Origin of the sequence: Arthrobacter sp. UYCu511 (genome assembly GCF_040547105.1) — a bacterium.
GTDB classification, from domain to species: Bacteria; Actinomycetota; Actinomycetes; order Actinomycetales; family Micrococcaceae; genus Specibacter; species Specibacter psychrochitiniphilus.
The window spans coordinates 1-16,842 of the sequence record NZ_JBEPPB010000009.1 but is presented as its reverse complement, the minus strand read 5'-3'; the positions used below and the strand labels follow the sequence as shown (position 1 = coordinate 16,842).

Sequence of the window (16,842 nt, the reverse complement as noted above, 5' to 3'; positions counted from 1 at the left end):
AGATGGCATCCCAGTCAAAAAACAAAGTTCTGACCTCTTCTGAAATCGGTGACACCGGTGTTCAGATATTCAATGGCATCATTACCGGCGAAGAGTACAACCGGAACCTAACTGGCTATCGAGGCCTACTTGTATGGGATGAAATGCGTCGCTCTGACGCTACTGTGGGCGCCTCACTACGTGCTGTAAAGCTTCCTATCAAGTCCACCAAGTTCTTCATGAACCCAGCGACTGATGATGACCTAGACGTGCAGATCAGTGAATTCGTGAACTGGAACTTGTTCGAACGCCTCAAATGGAAGCAAGTACTAGGGGAGATCCTTACACACCTCGAGTTCGGTTTCTCGGTCCACGAGATGGTGTTCGGCGTTGAGACCGTCGAGGGCGTTGAACGCGTCGTACTGATAAAGCTCGCCTTCAGGAAGCAGACCAGTGTCTCTAGCTGGGAGGCGGACAAGACTACGCCTGGCGTCACGTTCAGGAAGGCTGACGGCACGACCGTCCCGATTCCACTTGAAAAGATTGTGGTCTTCACCAATGAGCAAGAAGGTGACAACTACGAAGGTCGCAGCATCCTGCGTACGGCTTACAAGCACTGGTTCTATGTGGACAAGTACTACCAAATCGATGCTGTCGGACATGAGCGCCACTCCCTTGGTGTCGTCAAGATCAAGCACCCGACAAGCGCCACTGATACGCAGCGCAGATCTGCACGAGCTGCCGCACGCAACCTCCGTGCCAGTGAAGAGTCGTACATCGAAGAGCCCCAAGGCTGGGACATTAATTTCATGGACATGCAGGGAAACAGTCTCAAAGATATCCAGCCGTCTATCAATCGCCACGACCGCCAGATTACCAAGAGCGTTCTGGCTCAGTTCCTAGAAATTGGTTCATCGGGAAGTAGCGGCACCCGTTCAACGAGTGAAGACCATCGTGAGCTTTTCAACCAATCTGTACAGGCTGTCCTTGACTACGTGAAAGACACTATGGGCTACGTCGTGAAGACACTGGTAGACCTGAACTTCAACGTCGATGCCTATCCAACTGTTGGGTCGGGCAAGGTAGACCAGAAGAGTATCGGCGTCCTGGCTGAAGCCCTGTCAAAGTTCAACGCTGCTGGACTGATCACCGTGAGCGATGAAGACGAAGCCTATGCTCGAAACTTACTGGGATTCCCTGATATGAATCCTGACGATGCACGCGACAAACCCGAACCAGGGGCCAACAAGACTGAGACTAAGACAGACGTCAAGGACAAAGAATCAGCGGACGAGATCAAGGCTGCCCGCCGCGGAAATGCGATTGAAGCACAGGTGAGCGCTCGTGAAGTGGACGGGCTACTAGATGGCATTGACATGGTCCCTGAGGACAGGGGATGCATCATGCTCGACACTGAGCTGCTCGAAGTCCGTAAGTTCGTAGAAAATGCAGACGATGACCTGGCTGAGAAAGACGGCTTTGGTGGGGGAGCGGTTGCTGAGACTGAAGCACATGTGACCTTGCTATACGGCCTACTCGAGAACGGCAACATATGGAAGAAGAACGTCGACAAGGCCCTTGAAGGCTGGTCACTGGACTCTGTAACCATTGATCACGTCGACAAGTTCGACTTGGGGGATAGTTACGCCATCGTGGCGCACATCGAAGCAACTGAAGAACTCATAGATGCACATGATCGACTGACGTTACTGCCAAATGCGCAGACATTCAGCGAGTACAAGCCACATCTGACAATGGCGTATGTCAAACATGATGACGAGATAGCTACCAAGTGGATCGATGCCCTGGGCGCTCAATACAACGGCAAGACGCTCAAGACCGCGGGTATCAACTACGGTGACCTGCCTGACGAAGATGGCATTCCTAAAGAAGCGAATGCACTGAAGAAGATGGCAACGAAGGTCTCCGCATCACTTACAAGGATGCTCTATGGCAACAAGACAAGAACTCCTTAAGGCTCGCGAAGAGCTGCACGTGGCCATTCACGCTGCGGAGGAGTGGCAAGACAGCTACAAGGCGAGTCCTGATACGTTTGCCAAGCTACTGAAGCTAGAAGCGGCCTTAGAAACAGCCACAGGTGAGTATCTACATGAACTTGCGAGCCGTGCGCCCAAGTATGTGGACTGGTCCAAGTTACCCGAGCCAATCAAGGCCGATGCCGGCCCGGTGTTCAACAACGACGATGCTGTTTGGCTCTATGAAGAGCAACTGCTAACTGCTGCGGTCATCGACCTCATTACTGAACTCATTGCTACTGGAGCCATTGCGGGGGAGCACCTCTACGGCATTCCCATGGGCTTCAACACCTTGGATGAAGCGATCATGCAGGCTGCCCGACTACACGTAGCCACTATGGTCAGAGGCATCACCGACACTTCGCGCAAGCTGATCCGCGAGTCAGTTGCCAAGAGTATCGCCCTGGGGGAGAACGCTCACGAAGCAACTATTCGCCTGATGGACATCATCGACAACCCAATACGTGCTGAGCTCATCTCGCAGACAGAGCCAGTGAATGCTTATCAGACTGGATTGAAGCACTATGCGTCTTCAACTGGAGCCAAACGCAAGATATGGGATGGACTGGTGGGCGCCTGCCCTCTATGTGTTTCAGCCATCAATCAAGGTGAGATAGACATTGACGCGAAATTTACTCTCTCGGACGGTCGTGAAGTCGATAGGCCTGCATGTCATCCAAGAGACAGGTGTGGAGTAATTTACATTTACTAGTAATTCTCTTGACATTTATTATCGCCTGATAGATGTTATAGACAGATATGACCAAGATTCAAGGATTAATTACCAAAGTAGCTATTAAAGCAGATGCACAAGGCAATGCGCCGGCATCAATTGAATTACTCCGAACTGGTGACTGGCAAACTATGTGGCACGGTGACTTTGAAGTCACTATGGCAGACCTGCATGAATACGCAGCTAACTTCGCCAAAGGCATCAGCCTGGTAGAAGGTTCTAACCGTGCTCCCATCAACTACGCTCACGATTCCTGGGACAAGGCCGCTGGCTGGATCACCAGCATCTCAGTAGACGACGCACGTGAAGCACTCGTAGCCAGCGTGGAATGGACACCAGAGGGTGCGCAGGCACTCAGAGATAAAGAGTGGGCGTATATTTCTCCGGAATTTAATCCGCGAGGCTGCCCATGGTCAGACGCTGAGGGTACGGAAGACGCTGACGGCATCCCTACATTCGTCAACAACGTCCTCTCGGGAGCTGCCCTTACCAACATCCCATTATTCAAGAAACTGAAGCCAATTATGGCATCGCGCCTTCCTAGCAAGACAGTGAAGGCGTCTGCCGCTGGCAACAGTGAAAAACATAACGAAGGAGAACCTATGACGTTAGAAGAGATTCGCGCCAAACAAGTTGCTGACCTGAACGATGAAGAGAAAGCGTTCTTGGTTGAGCACAAAGCCGAGCTAACAGCTGAAGAGCTGAAGACTCACGGCCTAGAAGCAGAAACACCCGAAACTCCGGAAGAGCCAGAGACACCTGAGGTTCCAGAAACTCCGGAAGTCCCTGAGACTCCAGAGACACCTGCCTCAATCGAGGCAAGCGCTAAACCAGTAAGCATTACAGCTTCTGAACTAGCAAGCCTCAAAGCCGACGCTGAAGCAGGACGTGCAGCTAAGCAAGAGCTTGAAGCTAGCAAAGCTAAAGCAATCGTGTCTGCAAGCGTAAATGCTGGCCAGATCAAGAGCGGTGACGCTGACCGATGGACTAAGACGTTGCTTGCATCTCAGGGTGCTCAGCGGACTGAAATCGAAGCCCTACTAAAAGGTCTTCCCGTCAACGCTTCGCTCGAGCAAGAGCTTGGTGATGCAGGCGCAACTGTCGTAGCTGATGCCTTGAAAGAGGTGGATACCCGCGTCAAGAAAATCATGGCAGATGGCCGAGATGCCAACAAGACGGTGTCCTACGCAGAGGCACGAATGCAAGTGCTCGAAGCTGACGCCAACCTTAAAACACAGATCCAGGAGGAGAAGTAACCATGACAGCATTCCAAACTGGTGAGCGTACAACCCGAATCGCAGGTGAAGACCTGACCGGCAAACGCTACCAACTCGTAAAACTTGATGCCAATGAGAAAGTCGTCTTGGCATCTGCCGCAACCGACGCAATCCTCGGTGTCCTAGACACTGATGCAAAAGCCGGTGACGTCGTTGATGTTGTCCTGCTAAACGGCGTAGGCACCTTCAAGGTCCGCCTTGCAGCTAACACAGTGAAAGATGCCTACCTGACATCTGACGCAAACGGTAAAGCCGTTCTTACAAGTACAGCTGGTGACCGTGTATTCGGTCGCCTCATCCGTGCTGGTAAGGCAGGTGAAATCGCCGAATACATCAAACATAACGAAAAGTACTAAGGAAGGCATAACGCACCATGGCCAATCAACCTACATACATCGACCAGGCGCTAAGCAACGTTGCTAACGCTTGGGAGAACACGCAAGAAGACTTCATTGCGGACAAACTGTTCCCAATCGTTGAAGTCACTAAGAAAACGTTCCAAATTGCTGAATACGGAAAAGAGAACCTCCAGCTGCCAGGCAACTCGCTTCGTACGGGTCTTTCAGCAGCCGCTAGCGTCGCCTGTCTCCTCCACTAGGTCAATGTAGGCTTCCAGATCTTTCATGCGACGGTAGAGCCTGTCCAGTTGCCAGGCAATAACGATGTCGACTTCGCCGCGTTTGATGGCTTCAACCATGCGCATGTAGGCGGGACGTGGCTTGCCTGAGTAGGCACTGATTGAATTATCAACCTCGACAAGCGTCACTTCCCAGCCGTTCCGCTCGGCCAGTGCTCGGCAGGCCTCTTCCTGGCGCTCTACGCCAAGGCCCTCGCCACGCTTGTCGTCGCTGATTCGAGCATAAATTGCACATCGTTTGGGGGTGGAGTTGGTATCTTGCATGGTAAATCTCTGCCGATCACTATGCGGCAAGACGTGGGGTACTGTCAATGGTCTTGCCGAGGCGCCGGAATTTGATAAGCGCGTGTTGGATGCGCTGAGGCAACCGTTGGAGAGCGGGGAACTTATCCTGCACCGCTCCGCCGGAACGGCCTCCTACCCGGCCCGCTTTCAGCTCGTCATGGCCGCAAACCCGTGTCCCTGCGGGAAAGCAACGGGGAAAGGCATCCATTGCGAATGCACTCCCATGGCTCGGCGCCGCTATTTTGGCAGGCTCTCAGGGCCTTTGCTGGACCGGGTTGATATCCAACTTCAAGTCAACAAGGTGCAATTGGCGCAACTGGCGGACTCCGGTCCTCGTGAGTCGAGCCGGCAGGTGGCCGCACGGGTACAACTGGCCCGCAACATTGCCGGTGAACGGTTGAAGCCGTGGGGACTGGCACATAACGCGGACCTGAGCGGCAGGGTGCTCCGTGGTCCCTTGCGGCTGTCTGGGCGCGAGACAGCGTTGCTGGACAAGGCCATGGGCACGGGGGTCCTCAGCGCCCGCGGCTATGACCGTGTGTTGCGGCTGGCGTGGACGGTGGCAGACCTTCAAGGACGGGAAAAGCCGGGCAGCGAAGACGTTGGCTTGGCGCTGACGTTGCGGCAGCGAGGAGAAATACCATGAACGGCGCAGAATTAGATGGCGCAGACGCGCAATTGAGGCAGGCAGGGGTGAGTCAGTCCCTGCTGATCGCCAGGGCCGCATTGTCCAGGCTGATGGAACCCTCTGATCTGCCCGGTCTAGCCCTCATCCAGGTGCTCGGAGCGCAGGACGCGCTGGCTTTCATTCGAGGCCGTGACAGTTCCCATGCGCGTGTGGAGAAGGAAATGACCTCCGTCCTCTCAGCAGCGGGCTGTGAACGGTGGGCCGGGCTAAGCGAAGTACTGACACGGTGGCGTCCACGGTTAGTGGATGTTGCGCCGGAACGTGATCTGGCCACGGTGGCACGGTTGTATGGGCGGTTGTTGGTCCCAGAAGATCCACAGTGGCCTCCGGCGCTCGAGGATTTGGAACTGGCCGCACCCATTGCTCTCTGGTGCCGGGGCAGTCTTACCGCGTTACCTGCACAAGCCAGGTGCATCTCCGTGGTGGGCTCACGGGACAGCACCAGCTATGGGGCAAATGTGAGCGCAGAAATTGCCAGCACTCTTGTGCAACATGGCTTTACCGTGATCAGCGGAGGCGCCTACGGAATTGATGCCCACGCTCACAGAGGAGCGTTGAGCGCGTCCCGGCAGCCCTCCCGGCAGCCTTCCCGCCAGCCCTCCCCTCAGCAGGCACTGCTCGAGCTAGGGCTGGAGCAGACGGCAAAGCCGGGGCTTGCAGGCACCAACGCCGTCAGCGGCGGGTACCGGCCGGCAGAAGACGTCCCGCCCACCATTGCCGTTATGGCGGGCGGCGTGGACAGGTTCTACCCCTCAGGAAATGAAGATCTGCTGCGGACCATTGCCGAGCGAGGACTCGTTGTCTCAGAGGTGCCACCTGGCACTAATCCCACTCGCTACCGCTTCCTACAGCGCAACCGCCTCATCGCGGCGCTGAGCTCCGTCACCGTTGTTGTCGAGGCTCGCTGGCGCTCAGGGGCCTTGAATACCGCCCACCATGCAGAAGCTCTGAGCAGGCTAGTGGGGGCGGTGCCTGGTTCCGTGTACTCGGCGAATTCTGCTGGCTGCCACCGGCTGCTCAAGGAGGGTTCTGCCGTGTGCGTCACTGATGCTGCGGATATCGCCGAACTGGCAGGCGGCATAGGCGAACATCTATCCACGGAGCCGTATGTTGAAGCCGCCTTGCATGACGGGCTGGGGACCTCAGATTTGCTGCTGTTGGATGCCTTACCATTGCACTCAGCCACCACCTTAGAAAAGCTGTGCGTAGTGGCCGGGCTCAGTGCAGCATCTGTGCTTTCGGGTTTGGCTCGTTTGGAAGTCTTGGGGCTTGCTGAACGATTAGGCGGTGGCTGGAAACGAAGCCGCAGATAGTGAGGTGCCAGAACCACGCGTAACGTTCCGGGAATCCTTCGGGGGATAGGTAACGGTTGCTACGGTGGCACAGACAAAACCTCAGGGCGGTGGCATCATGACACTATGAGTCATGACTCTATGAGCATCGAAGCGGATCGGCCTGTTCCCGCCCGCCGCCGGCGCAACACCGGGCGGAGTATTCTGCTGGTCTTTCTCGCAATCTTCGTGATTGCAGCACTAAGTAGTGTGGCTTTTATTGCCAATCTTGCCCACACCTTCAATAGCCAGACCCAGAGTATCCCTCAAGCATTCCCCCAAGAGAGATTCCGGCCCGTCAAACCGACGGAAGGGCCAGCTGCACAGGCCCAGAATATTTTGCTGCTAGGCAGTGACAGCCGCGGAGACGGCCTGAACCTCGCCGAAGCAGGCGACCCCTCCAACCAGCGCTCGGACACCATCATGTGGTTGCACGTGCCGGCGGATCGCCACCATTTGTATTTGATGTCAATCATGCGTGACATGTGGGTAGATATACCCGGGGTGGGGCCAGCCAAAATCAATGCGGCTATGGCTTACGGGGGTGTTCCTCTGGTAGTCCAAACACTGGAAGGACTGTTTAAAACCAGGATCGATCACGTGGCAGTTATTGATTTCCAGGGGTTTAAGTCAGTCACTGACGCCTTGGGGGGTGTGCAGGTCAACGTACCGTTGGACTTCACTTCCGTTCATGGCAACTTCACCTTCAAGGCCGGTCCGCAAAAACTCGACGGCGATCAGGCTCTGGCGTTCGTAAGGGAACGCTACGCCTTTGTTGACGGCGATTATCAGCGGGTGAAGGATCAGCAACTATTCCTGAGGGCAGTGCTGAACGAGGTCATGTCACCGGCAACAATGACCAACCCCTTCAAAGTGGCAACGCTCGTGAAAGAGATTTCTCCCTATGTCAGTGTGGATTCCACCCTGAATGCCGCAACTCTAGGCGCGCTTGCCTTGAGTCTGAATGGTGTCCGTGGATCAGACGTGATCGCTTTTACCTTGCCTACCTTAGGGACGGGAACAAGCGCAGACGGGCAGTCCATTGTCTTGGCCGATGACAATGCCCTGACTGCTATAGGGAAGGCCCTGAATAATGACACGCTCGGGGAGTACCTCCAAACGGCAGGTCTTGGCTGAGTAGAGTTTCTCCCAGTACGGCGAGGTAACTTGCCCATGTCAGCCCGCTGGCGCACAGTGGGTGTGTGGAATCAGAAGAACGGGCCGCCCTGCCGCCTGCCCTTGCCAGCGCAGCTGACGCCTTTGCCCGCTATTTACGTCACGAGCGGGGACGGTCAGAACATACGGTGCGGGCTTACCTCGGGGACATAGATGCGCTACTGATCCACGCCGTCACCGAAGGCAATACGCACTTGGCCGAGCTGGACCTCAGCTCACTGCGGCGTTGGCTCGGCGAGCAAAGTAGCGCTGGGCTGGCCCGCTCAACCCTTGCTCGGCGTGCCGCCACGGTCCGAAGCTTCACAGCGTGGGCGCTTCGAGAAGAGATCATCACGGTGGATCCGGCACTTCGCCTCAAAGCGCCCCGGAGCGAGAAGACACTGCCGGGGGTATTGCAACAACAACAAATACGCCGGCTCTTGGAGGAACTCACTGCCTCAGCGCAGTCCGGGGACGCCGTAGCAGTGCGGGACCTAGCCATGGTGGAGATGCTCTATGCAACAGGTATTCGCGTTGGAGAATTGGCGGGCCTGGACGTGGGGGACATCAACCGGGAACGGCGTACATTGAAGGTTCTGGGCAAGGGCAACAAGGAGCGGATTGTTCCCTTCGGTGTACCGGCAGAGAAGGCCGTGGGGGATTGGTTGGAGACTGGCAGGCTTACCCTGCTGAAAGCAGGGGCAGGATCTGCCTTGTTCTTGGGCAAGCGCGGAGGGCGGATTGACCAGCGTGCAGTGCGCACCGTGGTAGACCGGCTTTTGCGTGCCATGGGTGATACCTCCGCAACCGGACCCCACACGTTGCGTCACACTGCGGCCACGCACCTCCTGGACGGTGGGGCTGATCTGAGGTCGGTGCAGGAAATTCTTGGTCACACATCATTGGCCACAACCCAGTTGTACACACATGTTTCCGTTGAACGGCTGCGGGAAAGTTACCGCACGGCGCATCCACGGGCTTGAACAAACGCCCTCCAAGTCACTACGGTGGCGTAATGTGATCCGCTGCGGCACAATGAGAGGAAGCAAAAGCAATAGAATCTATTAATAGCCCCGAAGGACGGGTAAAACACACAAAAATTTAGGCCAGCACAGAAGCTCGTGTAACCAGAGTTTCATCCATAAGAAGGTCGTTGGGGAAGACGCACCTACTGCTATGGAGGATGGAATGAAGGTAGTAACCACGCGCGGTGTCTTATTTGTGCACTCAGCCCCGGCTGTCATGTGCCCACATATTGAGTCATCCATCGCAGGGGTGATGGAACAACGCTCGGACTTGCACTGGACTGCACAGCCCGCGGCGCCAAATGTGCTGCGCACAGAAGTCCTCTGGCAAGGACCCGCAGGAACAGGCGCCCGGCTGGCGTCGGCTCTCCGCGGATGGGCCAATGTCCGCTATGAAGTGACAGAAGATCCCAGCCCCGGTGTGGACGGCTCGCGCTGGTCCCACACCCCTGAACTAGGTATTTTCCATGCCGTCACGGACGTGCACGGAAACATCATGGTTTCAGAAGATAGGATTCGCTACGCCTACGAATCCGGTGCTGGCGATCCCACGGTTGTCTACCAGGAGCTCTCTCTAGCCCTTGGCGAAGCCTGGGATGAGGAACTTGAACCTTTCCGCCATGCGGCGGCAGGCGCCCCTGTCCGGTGGCTCCACCACGTAGGCTAAGCAACTCTCTGTTTTTCTCGCCGCGATGGACACCAGTTCCATCAAGGCATAAAAGAACGACGGCGGCACCCACCAAAAAGGTGAGTGCCGCCGTCGTATTTTAATCCCGCCCTCTGCTACTGCGAAAAATCCGATGTCCGCAAGAGCCATAAAAAAGTGGGGAAATTAGGAGAGTTCAACCTTCGGGCCCGTGCTACGGATTGCCACAACAGCGTTGTGACCGCCGAAGCCGAATGAGTTGTTCAATGCCATGATCTCACCCTCGGGCAATTCACGCGGGGAACCGGTGACAACATCAAGGGGGATTTCCGGGTCCTGGTTCTCCAAGTTGATGGTGACAGGGGCCAAACGGTGGTAGACGGCCAGAACGGTCAGCACCGACTCCACAGCACCCGAGGCACCCAGCAGGTGCCCCATCTGCGACTTCGTGGCGGAAACGCACACGTTATCGACGTGATCGCCAAGGGCGGCCTTAAGCGCGGTGTATTCCGGCTTGTCACCGACAGGCGTTGACGTGGCGTGAGCATTGACATGCACCACGTCCTCAGGCATTGCACGGGCATCGAACAAGGCTGCCTTCAAGGCGCGGGTTGCACCCAGGCCCTGGGGGTCCGGAGCCGTGATGTGGTAGGCATCTGCGGTGACAGCAGTTCCAGCCAGCTCGCCGTAGATACGGGCGCCACGGGCCAGGGCGTGCTCCTCGGCTTCTAGCACCAGTGCGCCGGCGCCCTCACCCATGACAAAACCGTCGCGGCTGATGTCGTAGGGCCGTGAAGCAGTCTCGGGGGAATCGTTGCGCTTGGAGAGCGCCTGCATGGCGGCGAAGGAAGCCAGCGGCATGGGGTGGATGGCGGCTTCGGCACCACCGGCCACCACCACGTCGGCCTTGCCCGAGCGGATCAGCTCAAGGGCAATATGCAAGGCTTCGGTGCCTGAGGCGCAGGCGGAGACGGGAGTGTGGGCTCCGGCACGGGCGCCAAGGTCCAGGCTGACGGCTGCTGCCGGGCCATTGGGCATGAGCATGGGAACCGTCATGGGCAGAACCCGGCGCGGACCCTTTTCACGCAGGGTGTCCCACGCGTCAAGAAGGGTCCAGACTCCGCCGATCCCGGTGGCAAAGGCTACTGCGAGGCGGTCGTGGTCAACCTCTTCGATACCGGAGTCTTTCCACGCCTCACGAGCCGCCACTACTGCGAACTGTGTTGAGGGGTCCATGCGCTTGGCCTCGACGCGGCTGAGCACCTCGGTGGCAGGAGTTGATGCCTTGGCGGCGAAATGCACTGGAAGGTCGTACTTTTCCACCCAGTCGTCGGTGAGGGTGTGGGCGCCGGAAACACCCTTGAGGGCGTTCTTCCACATGGTCGGGACGTCGCCGCCAATGGGTGTGGTGGCACCCAAACCGGTGATGACTACTTTGCGGGCCATGGTTCAACTCTCTACAAAAATTTGGGGGCAGGTCGGGGGGGTGGTGATGTGGTTGGCCGGTGTCCTGCAGATCCGGCCAACCACGGTGTCACAGTCCGCTACTGCGGGTTGAGACGAACACAGGGCTCAGGCTTAGGCCTGTGCGCTTGCGATGAAGCTGACAGCGTCGCCAACGGTCTTGAGGTTCTTGACTTCCTCGTCCGGGATCTTCACATCAAACTTCTCTTCAGCGTTGACAACAATGGTCATCATGGAGATGGAATCGATGTCCAGATCATCTGTGAAGGACTTATCCAGCTCAACTGCCTCGGGGGCAAGTCCGGTCTCTTCGTTAACGATTTCGGCCAAACCAGCCAGGATTTCTTCGTTGCTAGCCATTGACGGCTCCTTTTCTTCTTTTGCTGTGATCAAGGACTTGATCATTTCAGGCATGATGATCACCCTCGGTTGAGGGGGATACGTTTTTAGGGCAGACGCACAACTTGGGCGCCAAACACCAGTCCGGCACCAAAGCCGATCTGAAGCGAAAGTTTACCGGAGAGCTCGGGGTTCTCTGCCAGCAAGCGGTGTGTTGCCAGGGGGATAGAGGCGGCGGAGGTATTTCCAGCATCGGCAACGTCACGTCCAATGATGACGTGCTCAGGCAGTTTGAGCTGCTTGGCAAGCTCGTCAATGATGCGCATATTGGCCTGGTGCGGCACAAAGGCGCCCAGATCCTCGGCGGTGATGCCAGCATCGACGAGGGCCTTCTTGGCCATCTTCGCCATTTCCCACACGGCCCAGCGGAACACTGTCTGGCCGTCTTGGCGCAGTGTGGGCCACAGCGTGGAGTGGGCCTCGTCAGCCGCGGCGAGGGCTACGCCGTCGCCCTTCATGGCCTGCTCGCTGAAGTCACGGATATCCAGCTGGGAGTGGGTCATGCCAATGGTGTCCCACTTGCTACCGTCCGAACCCCACACGGAGGGGCTGATGCCGGGATCCTCGGAAGGGCCTATCACCACGGCGCCGGCGCCGTCACCGAGCAGGAAGGAAATGGTGCGCTCATGGTTGTCGATGACATCGGAAAGCTTCTCAACGCCGATGACCAGCACATATTCCGCGGTTCCTGAACGGACCAAGGAGTCCGCCTGGGCCACGCCGTAGCAGTAGCCAGCGCAAGCTGCGGAGATGTCGTAGGCAGGGGCAGGGGTGGCACCGAGACGGTCGGCGATCAAAGTGGCAGCCGAGGGTGTGGCGTACGGGTGCGTCACTGTCGAAACCAGCACCGCACCAATCTGGGAGGCCTCAATGCCAGCTTTTTCAATGGCCTCGGCGCCTGCCGAGACGGCCATGTCCACCACGGAAACGTCCTTGGGGGCGCGGTGCCGGGTGACGATGCCCGTGCGCTGGCGGATCCATTCGTCAGAAGAATCAATCCACTGGCACACGTCCTCGTTGCTGACAATGATGGACGGGCGGTAGGCGCCAATGCCCAAGATCTGGGAACCGGCCCGCGTGGGGTTTGCCTTCAAAGTGGGGGTGCTCACAGTGATCCTGCTTCCGATGAAAGGTGTGCTGCCAGCACTTCTCGGGCAGCTTGGAGATCTTCGGGTGTTTTCACCGCAATGGTGGCCACCCCGGACATTCCGCGTTTGGCCAAGCCTGTCAACGTGCCAGCCGGGGCCAGCTCGATCAGCCCGGTGACACCCATGGTGGACATGGTTTCCATGCACTTATCCCAGCGCACGGGCCGTGACACCTGGGCGATGAGTGAGGCAAGTGCCGCTTCCCCGGAAGGTACTGCTGCGCCGTCGTAGTTGGAGAGTAGCGCCACCTTGGGTGTGTGCGGAGTAAGTGACGGAGCCAGCGCTTGCAAGGCGGAGACGGCCGGGCCCATGTGGTGGGTGTGGAACGCGCCGGCAACCTGCAAGGGGATGACCCGGGCCTTGGTGGGAGGGGCCGCGACCAGGGCCGCAATCTGCTCCAGCGTGCCCGCGGCCACGGTCTGGCCCTTGGAATTCATATTTGCCGGGGTGAGACCGGCGGCTTCGATGGCGGCGATGACCTCTTCGGGATCCCCGCCCACAACAGCTGCCATGCCGGTGGGTGTGACGGCAGCGGCCTCGGCCATGCGGTTGGCCCGCTCCCGCACAAAGGCCATGGCATCGGAGTTGGAGAGGGTTCCGGTCAGGGCAGCGGCCGTGATTTCACCGACGGAGTGGCCAGCTACCACCATGGTGCCGGGAACCAGCGCAGAGGTTGCGTCTTCGCCCAGGAGTGCCTGGGCTGTGATGAGCCCGGCAGCCACGATCAGCGGCTGAGCAACGGCTGTGTCCTTGATGGTTTCCGCATCTGAAAGGGTGCCGTGGGTGAGCAAATCAATGCCCGCGGCCTCGCTCAGGGAGGCCAGTTGTTCTTGGACACCAGGGAGTTCTAGCCATGGCGAAAGGAATCCTGGGGATTGAGAGCCCTGACCTGGGCAGACTATTGCAAGCACATTAACCAGCTTTCCAAACTTAACAGCATTTTTAGGGTGTTTCCATACACCAAGCTCTTCGGCACAATTTGTAGGAAGTCTACAATGCTCCCGGGTCTCGGCGCGTCATCGTTACGTCTCTTGGTGGGATATGCACAGTGTGCTGGCCTGAAAATTCAGTGGCTGCAAGTGCGCTCCGGGCCATTCCTGGCCGCCGGTAAACGCTCCCGGCCGTCCCAAAGCGGCTCTCACGGGGCCTTGCCAGGCTGCTTGGGGCTTTGTGTGCCTGCCAGTTTTGCCGGTGTGGCGAGCCTGCCCACAATCAAGGCTGTTTGGAGGACAAACGCTTCACGGGGAATGAGCGGGTCCCATCCTGTGACATCGCACACGCGTCGCAGCCGGTAACGGACGGTGTTGGAGTGAACAAAAAGGTCACGGGCCGCAGCCTCCAAGGAATGCCCACCCTGCAGGTAACTGCTCAGGGTTTCCTCCAGGCCATTGGATGCTGCCACAAGCGGGCGGTAAATGCTCGTCAGCAGGACTTGGCGGGCAGAGTCATCGCCCCCTATGACACGCTCAGGCAACAGGTCCTCAGCTGACACCGGACGCGGGGCGGCGGACCAGCCCTTGGCTACTGACATGCCGGCGAAAGCCGCCTTGGCGCAGGCGGTAGCCTCGGCCAGCGTTGTTGCCAGCGGTCCATACACAACCGGTCCCGGGGCAAACAGTTCGCTCAGGCGCACATAGGCTGAATCGGGATTCGCCACGTTGCCCAGCACCAGAATTAACTTATCGCCTTGAATGCCCACCATGACATCTTCGGCAAAACGTCCTGCTGCGCGGCGCAGCGTGGAGAGGAAAAGGGCATCCGGTTCTGACGGCGCGGGGCCCACCATGATGGTGAACCGTCCGCGCGAGGTCCAACCCAAGGCTGAGATGCGTGATTGGAGGGCATCGGAATTCTCCCCGCGGAGGATGCCATCAACAGCCAGCGCCTCTAACCGAGTATCCCAGGCACCCCTGTTTTCCGCGGCACGGGCGTAGACGTCTGCAGCGGCAAAGGCCACCTCGCGAGAGTAGCGTAGAACGGCTTCGCGCAAGGCCACTTGTTCCTCCGGCGCCGCTAGCTCAGGCACTCTGTCCTCGACCACTTGGACAACGGTCCGGATCAGTTGCAGCGCCCGCTGCAAGCTGATTGAGCGCGTGAGCTCGGTGGGAGCTGTGCCGAAGACATCAGAAAGGACCCAGCTAGGAGATGACGGGTGTTCGTACCAGGAGACGAACGCGGCTATCCCGTTCTGTGCCACGAGACCTAGGGATGAACGTTCGTCGGCGCTGAGCCTCCGGTACCAGGGAAGCGTGTTTTCAAGTTCCCTGCGCATCATGGTGGACAAGGGGCCAATGTTGGCTCGCAGCCGTTCCAGGGTATTTGATCCGCCATGATCCCGCGCCACTGTAGCCGGTGATTTCTTTACTGCCATGTCTTGAGGATATGTCCTGAGCTGCGAGTCAACGCTATTGGTGGCGCTCAGGCGGGCGGTGATGCCTATCTGTGAGCTCATAGGCTGGAGGCTGATGGCGGAAGCTGCTCCGTATTCGCTGCCACCAAGGCTCGCGCGCTTTCCAGTAATTCTGCCGTTTTTTGGGGCAGATGTCCGGCTGATTTGATGGCAGTTTCCATGTTTTGAGCCTGATGGAGAATAACGGGCCGGTAGGACCCGGCATGGTCTGACCAGGACAATTCCTGAAGTAGTTCTAGCAAACGCTCGGCAACTTCAGGATCACTGGTCCCGTAGAGGCGTGGCTGCGCCATGGACAAGTCAAGAAGGTCTGCCAACTCTGGAAGGGTCAAGACCACTCGGACTCTGTTCTGCTCATCCATCAGACACTGTGTGCCGGGCATTCTGGCAGGGAGCTGGCAGAGGAGTCCGGAAAGGTGGCCGAGAACGTGCACAGCGGTGGTGGGGTCGTTGACCCCGGGGGAGAGCGCTCGTGCAGCAACGTCTACTAACTGGCGGAAGCCAAAGGCCACATCCTGAACGTGAGTGCGTTCGCTGCCGGTATGAATGGCCTTAGTGCTGCCTCTGGCCAACCGTTTAGCTGTTTCCAGATCAAACTCAAGGCTGGAATCCAGCGGCCAGGCAGTGGCGAACGGTACCCCTTGGATCACGGAGCTTCCCGGTGTCTTATCAATCCTGATCACCGCCCCTTCAGCTACGGCAAGGCGGATCAGTTCCCGGTAGTCAACCGATGTCAGAAATCCTGTCCGAGCGGCTTCGATCCTGATAAATCCAGGCCCTGCGGGCGGGGCGGGACGCCACGGCGCCCGGTCTGGCGGAAAGCAGCGTTCTAACGTGGCCCTGGTTTCGTCGGCAACGCGTTGCATCATGGTTTCTGCCCGGATTTCCCGAGTGAGGTGTGCCAAGAACAAGACGAGTCCTAGAATGCTGGCAATTGAGAGCAGGAAGGCGAGCGTGACGGAAATTTCCGGGACAAATCCTGCTGTTGGGCCGCTGGCGCTCCGCACAGTGCGCAGCACTGTCAAGGCAAATGCAAACGCGGACATGAATAGGGCCAGGGTGTAGTGGACAAACTTATCGGCAGCAAAGGTCCGTAGGACCCGGGGAGAGAATTGGCTACTGGCCAATTGCAAGGTGACCACTGTCAGGGAGAAAGTCAAGGAGGTGACTGTAATGAGGGAGCCTGCAATGGCTTGCAGTACGGCCCGCGCAGCGTCAGGTCCGCCACCGAAAAGGAACCCCGAGATGTTCCCCGGCAGTTTGGTATCCAGCGCAGCATCTAGTGCTGGTAGTACTGTCCCCAGTGCCAGCGCTACTAGTACTGCAATAGCCGGTACAGGCCACAACTGCGTGCGGAGCGCATCTGCGATCCGGGCCGTTCTGCTGTTCATTGAAGCCTCCACGCATCCTGAAAGTGCCTAGAAGGAGCCGTCTTGAGCTCCTCTGAATTTGGGGTGTGATGGCTGTGGCCGGTGAAACCAGAAAGGTTCACCGGCCACAGCCGTGCGTTGCGCCCCAGCCCGAGTAGGGCGTGGGGTGGGCCCACGCCGGCGAGGGACCCGTTTTATCTCGCGCTTAGCGCGGGATAAAACGGGAGCCGGTGGGGACTAGCCTTCGCCGCCGGCGTTG

General features: G+C 58.0%; 16 protein-coding genes. 9 read left to right on the top strand and 7 right to left on the bottom strand.

The genetic code is table 11. The features are described from left to right. Nucleotides 1–2 precede the first annotated feature (2 nt). The 4 genes from ABIB48_RS12605 to ABIB48_RS12590 are packed head-to-tail and all read left to right on the top strand — an operon-like array spanning nucleotide 3 to nucleotide 4,381. A complete protein-coding gene (locus ABIB48_RS12605; RefSeq protein WP_354213163.1) occupies nucleotides 3–1,955 on the top strand; it encodes a phage portal protein family protein in 1,953 nt (650 codons plus the stop codon). Next, entirely contained in the window at nucleotides 1,930–2,727 is a 798-nt protein-coding gene (locus ABIB48_RS12600) for a putative phage head morphogenesis protein (protein WP_354213162.1), read from the top strand. The genes ABIB48_RS12605 and ABIB48_RS12600 overlap by 26 nt, the downstream gene beginning before the upstream one ends. Nucleotides 2,728–2,774: 47 nt before the next feature. Beyond that, nucleotides 2,775–4,004 carry a phage protease gene (locus tag ABIB48_RS12595; RefSeq protein ID WP_354213161.1) on the top strand — a complete coding sequence of 410 codons (1,230 nt, stop codon included), beginning with the start codon at nucleotides 2,775–2,777 and terminating at the stop codon, nucleotides 4,002–4,004. 2 nt (nucleotides 4,005–4,006) lie between these two features. Next, nucleotides 4,007–4,381, top strand: coding sequence for a capsid cement protein (locus ABIB48_RS12590; RefSeq protein WP_354213160.1), 375 nt, complete (start codon nucleotides 4,007–4,009; stop codon nucleotides 4,379–4,381). A 206-nt stretch (nucleotides 4,382–4,587) separates the two neighbouring features. On the opposite strand, the gene ABIB48_RS12585 is transcribed toward ABIB48_RS12590, so the two are convergent. After that, nucleotides 4,588–4,926 (bottom strand): recombinase family protein, encoded by a 339-nt coding sequence (locus tag ABIB48_RS12585; protein WP_354213159.1) that lies wholly within the window; start codon nucleotides 4,924–4,926, stop codon nucleotides 4,588–4,590. On the opposite strand from ABIB48_RS12585, the gene ABIB48_RS12580 reads away from it, so the two are divergent. The 5 genes from ABIB48_RS12580 to ABIB48_RS12560 all read left to right on the top strand — a co-directional run bounded on the left by ABIB48_RS12580 (nucleotide 4,925) and on the right by ABIB48_RS12560 (nucleotide 9,813). Next, a complete protein-coding gene (locus ABIB48_RS12580; RefSeq protein WP_502914134.1) occupies nucleotides 4,925–5,593 on the top strand; it encodes an ATP-binding protein in 669 nt (222 codons plus the stop codon). The two genes, ABIB48_RS12585 and ABIB48_RS12580, sit on opposite strands and share 2 nt — an antisense overlap. A 92-nt stretch (nucleotides 5,594–5,685) precedes the next feature. Beyond that, entirely contained in the window at nucleotides 5,686–6,948 is a 1,263-nt protein-coding gene (locus tag ABIB48_RS12575) for a DNA-processing protein DprA (RefSeq protein ID WP_502914136.1), read from the top strand. Between the two features lie 105 nt (nucleotides 6,949–7,053). After that, nucleotides 7,054–8,103 carry an LCP family protein gene (locus ABIB48_RS12570; RefSeq protein WP_354213157.1) on the top strand — a complete coding sequence of 350 codons (1,050 nt, stop codon included), beginning with the start codon at nucleotides 7,054–7,056 and terminating at the stop codon, nucleotides 8,101–8,103. 65 nt (nucleotides 8,104–8,168) lie between these two features. Next, nucleotides 8,169–9,104, top strand: coding sequence for a tyrosine recombinase XerC (locus tag ABIB48_RS12565; RefSeq protein ID WP_354213156.1), 936 nt, complete (start codon nucleotides 8,169–8,171; stop codon nucleotides 9,102–9,104). A gap of 205 nt (nucleotides 9,105–9,309) precedes the next feature. After that, nucleotides 9,310–9,813: a DUF3145 domain-containing protein gene (locus ABIB48_RS12560; protein WP_110107372.1), complete on the top strand. Its 504-nt coding sequence runs from the start codon at nucleotides 9,310–9,312 to the stop codon at nucleotides 9,811–9,813. Nucleotides 9,814–9,978: 165 nt separating this feature from the next. Here ABIB48_RS12560 and fabF read toward each other — a convergent pair whose 3' ends face one another. From fabF to ABIB48_RS12530, 6 genes are all read right to left on the bottom strand, one after another. Continuing rightward, a complete protein-coding gene (fabF, locus tag ABIB48_RS12555) occupies nucleotides 9,979–11,238 on the bottom strand; it encodes a beta-ketoacyl-ACP synthase II (RefSeq protein WP_110107374.1) in 1,260 nt (419 codons plus the stop codon). Between the two features lie 132 nt (nucleotides 11,239–11,370). Then, on the bottom strand, nucleotides 11,371–11,616 hold the full coding sequence (locus tag ABIB48_RS12550) for an acyl carrier protein (RefSeq protein ID WP_354213294.1): 246 nt from the start codon (nucleotides 11,614–11,616) through the stop codon (nucleotides 11,371–11,373). An 86-nt stretch (nucleotides 11,617–11,702) separates the two neighbouring features. Beyond that, nucleotides 11,703–12,764, bottom strand: coding sequence for a beta-ketoacyl-ACP synthase III (locus tag ABIB48_RS12545; protein ID WP_354213154.1), 1,062 nt, complete (start codon nucleotides 12,762–12,764; stop codon nucleotides 11,703–11,705). Further along, complete coding sequence (locus ABIB48_RS12540) at nucleotides 12,761–13,714, bottom strand: ACP S-malonyltransferase (protein ID WP_354213153.1); 954 nt, start codon at nucleotides 13,712–13,714, stop codon at nucleotides 12,761–12,763. Before ABIB48_RS12540 ends, ABIB48_RS12545 begins: the two co-directional genes overlap by 4 nt. A gap of 227 nt (nucleotides 13,715–13,941) precedes the next feature. After that, nucleotides 13,942–15,174 (bottom strand): PucR family transcriptional regulator, encoded by a 1,233-nt coding sequence (locus ABIB48_RS12535; RefSeq protein WP_354213293.1) that lies wholly within the window; start codon nucleotides 15,172–15,174, stop codon nucleotides 13,942–13,944. A 77-nt stretch (nucleotides 15,175–15,251) separates the two neighbouring features. Next, nucleotides 15,252–16,604: a DUF2254 domain-containing protein gene (locus ABIB48_RS12530; protein ID WP_354213152.1), complete on the bottom strand. Its 1,353-nt coding sequence runs from the start codon at nucleotides 16,602–16,604 to the stop codon at nucleotides 15,252–15,254. Nucleotides 16,605–16,842: the final 238 nt, after the last annotated feature.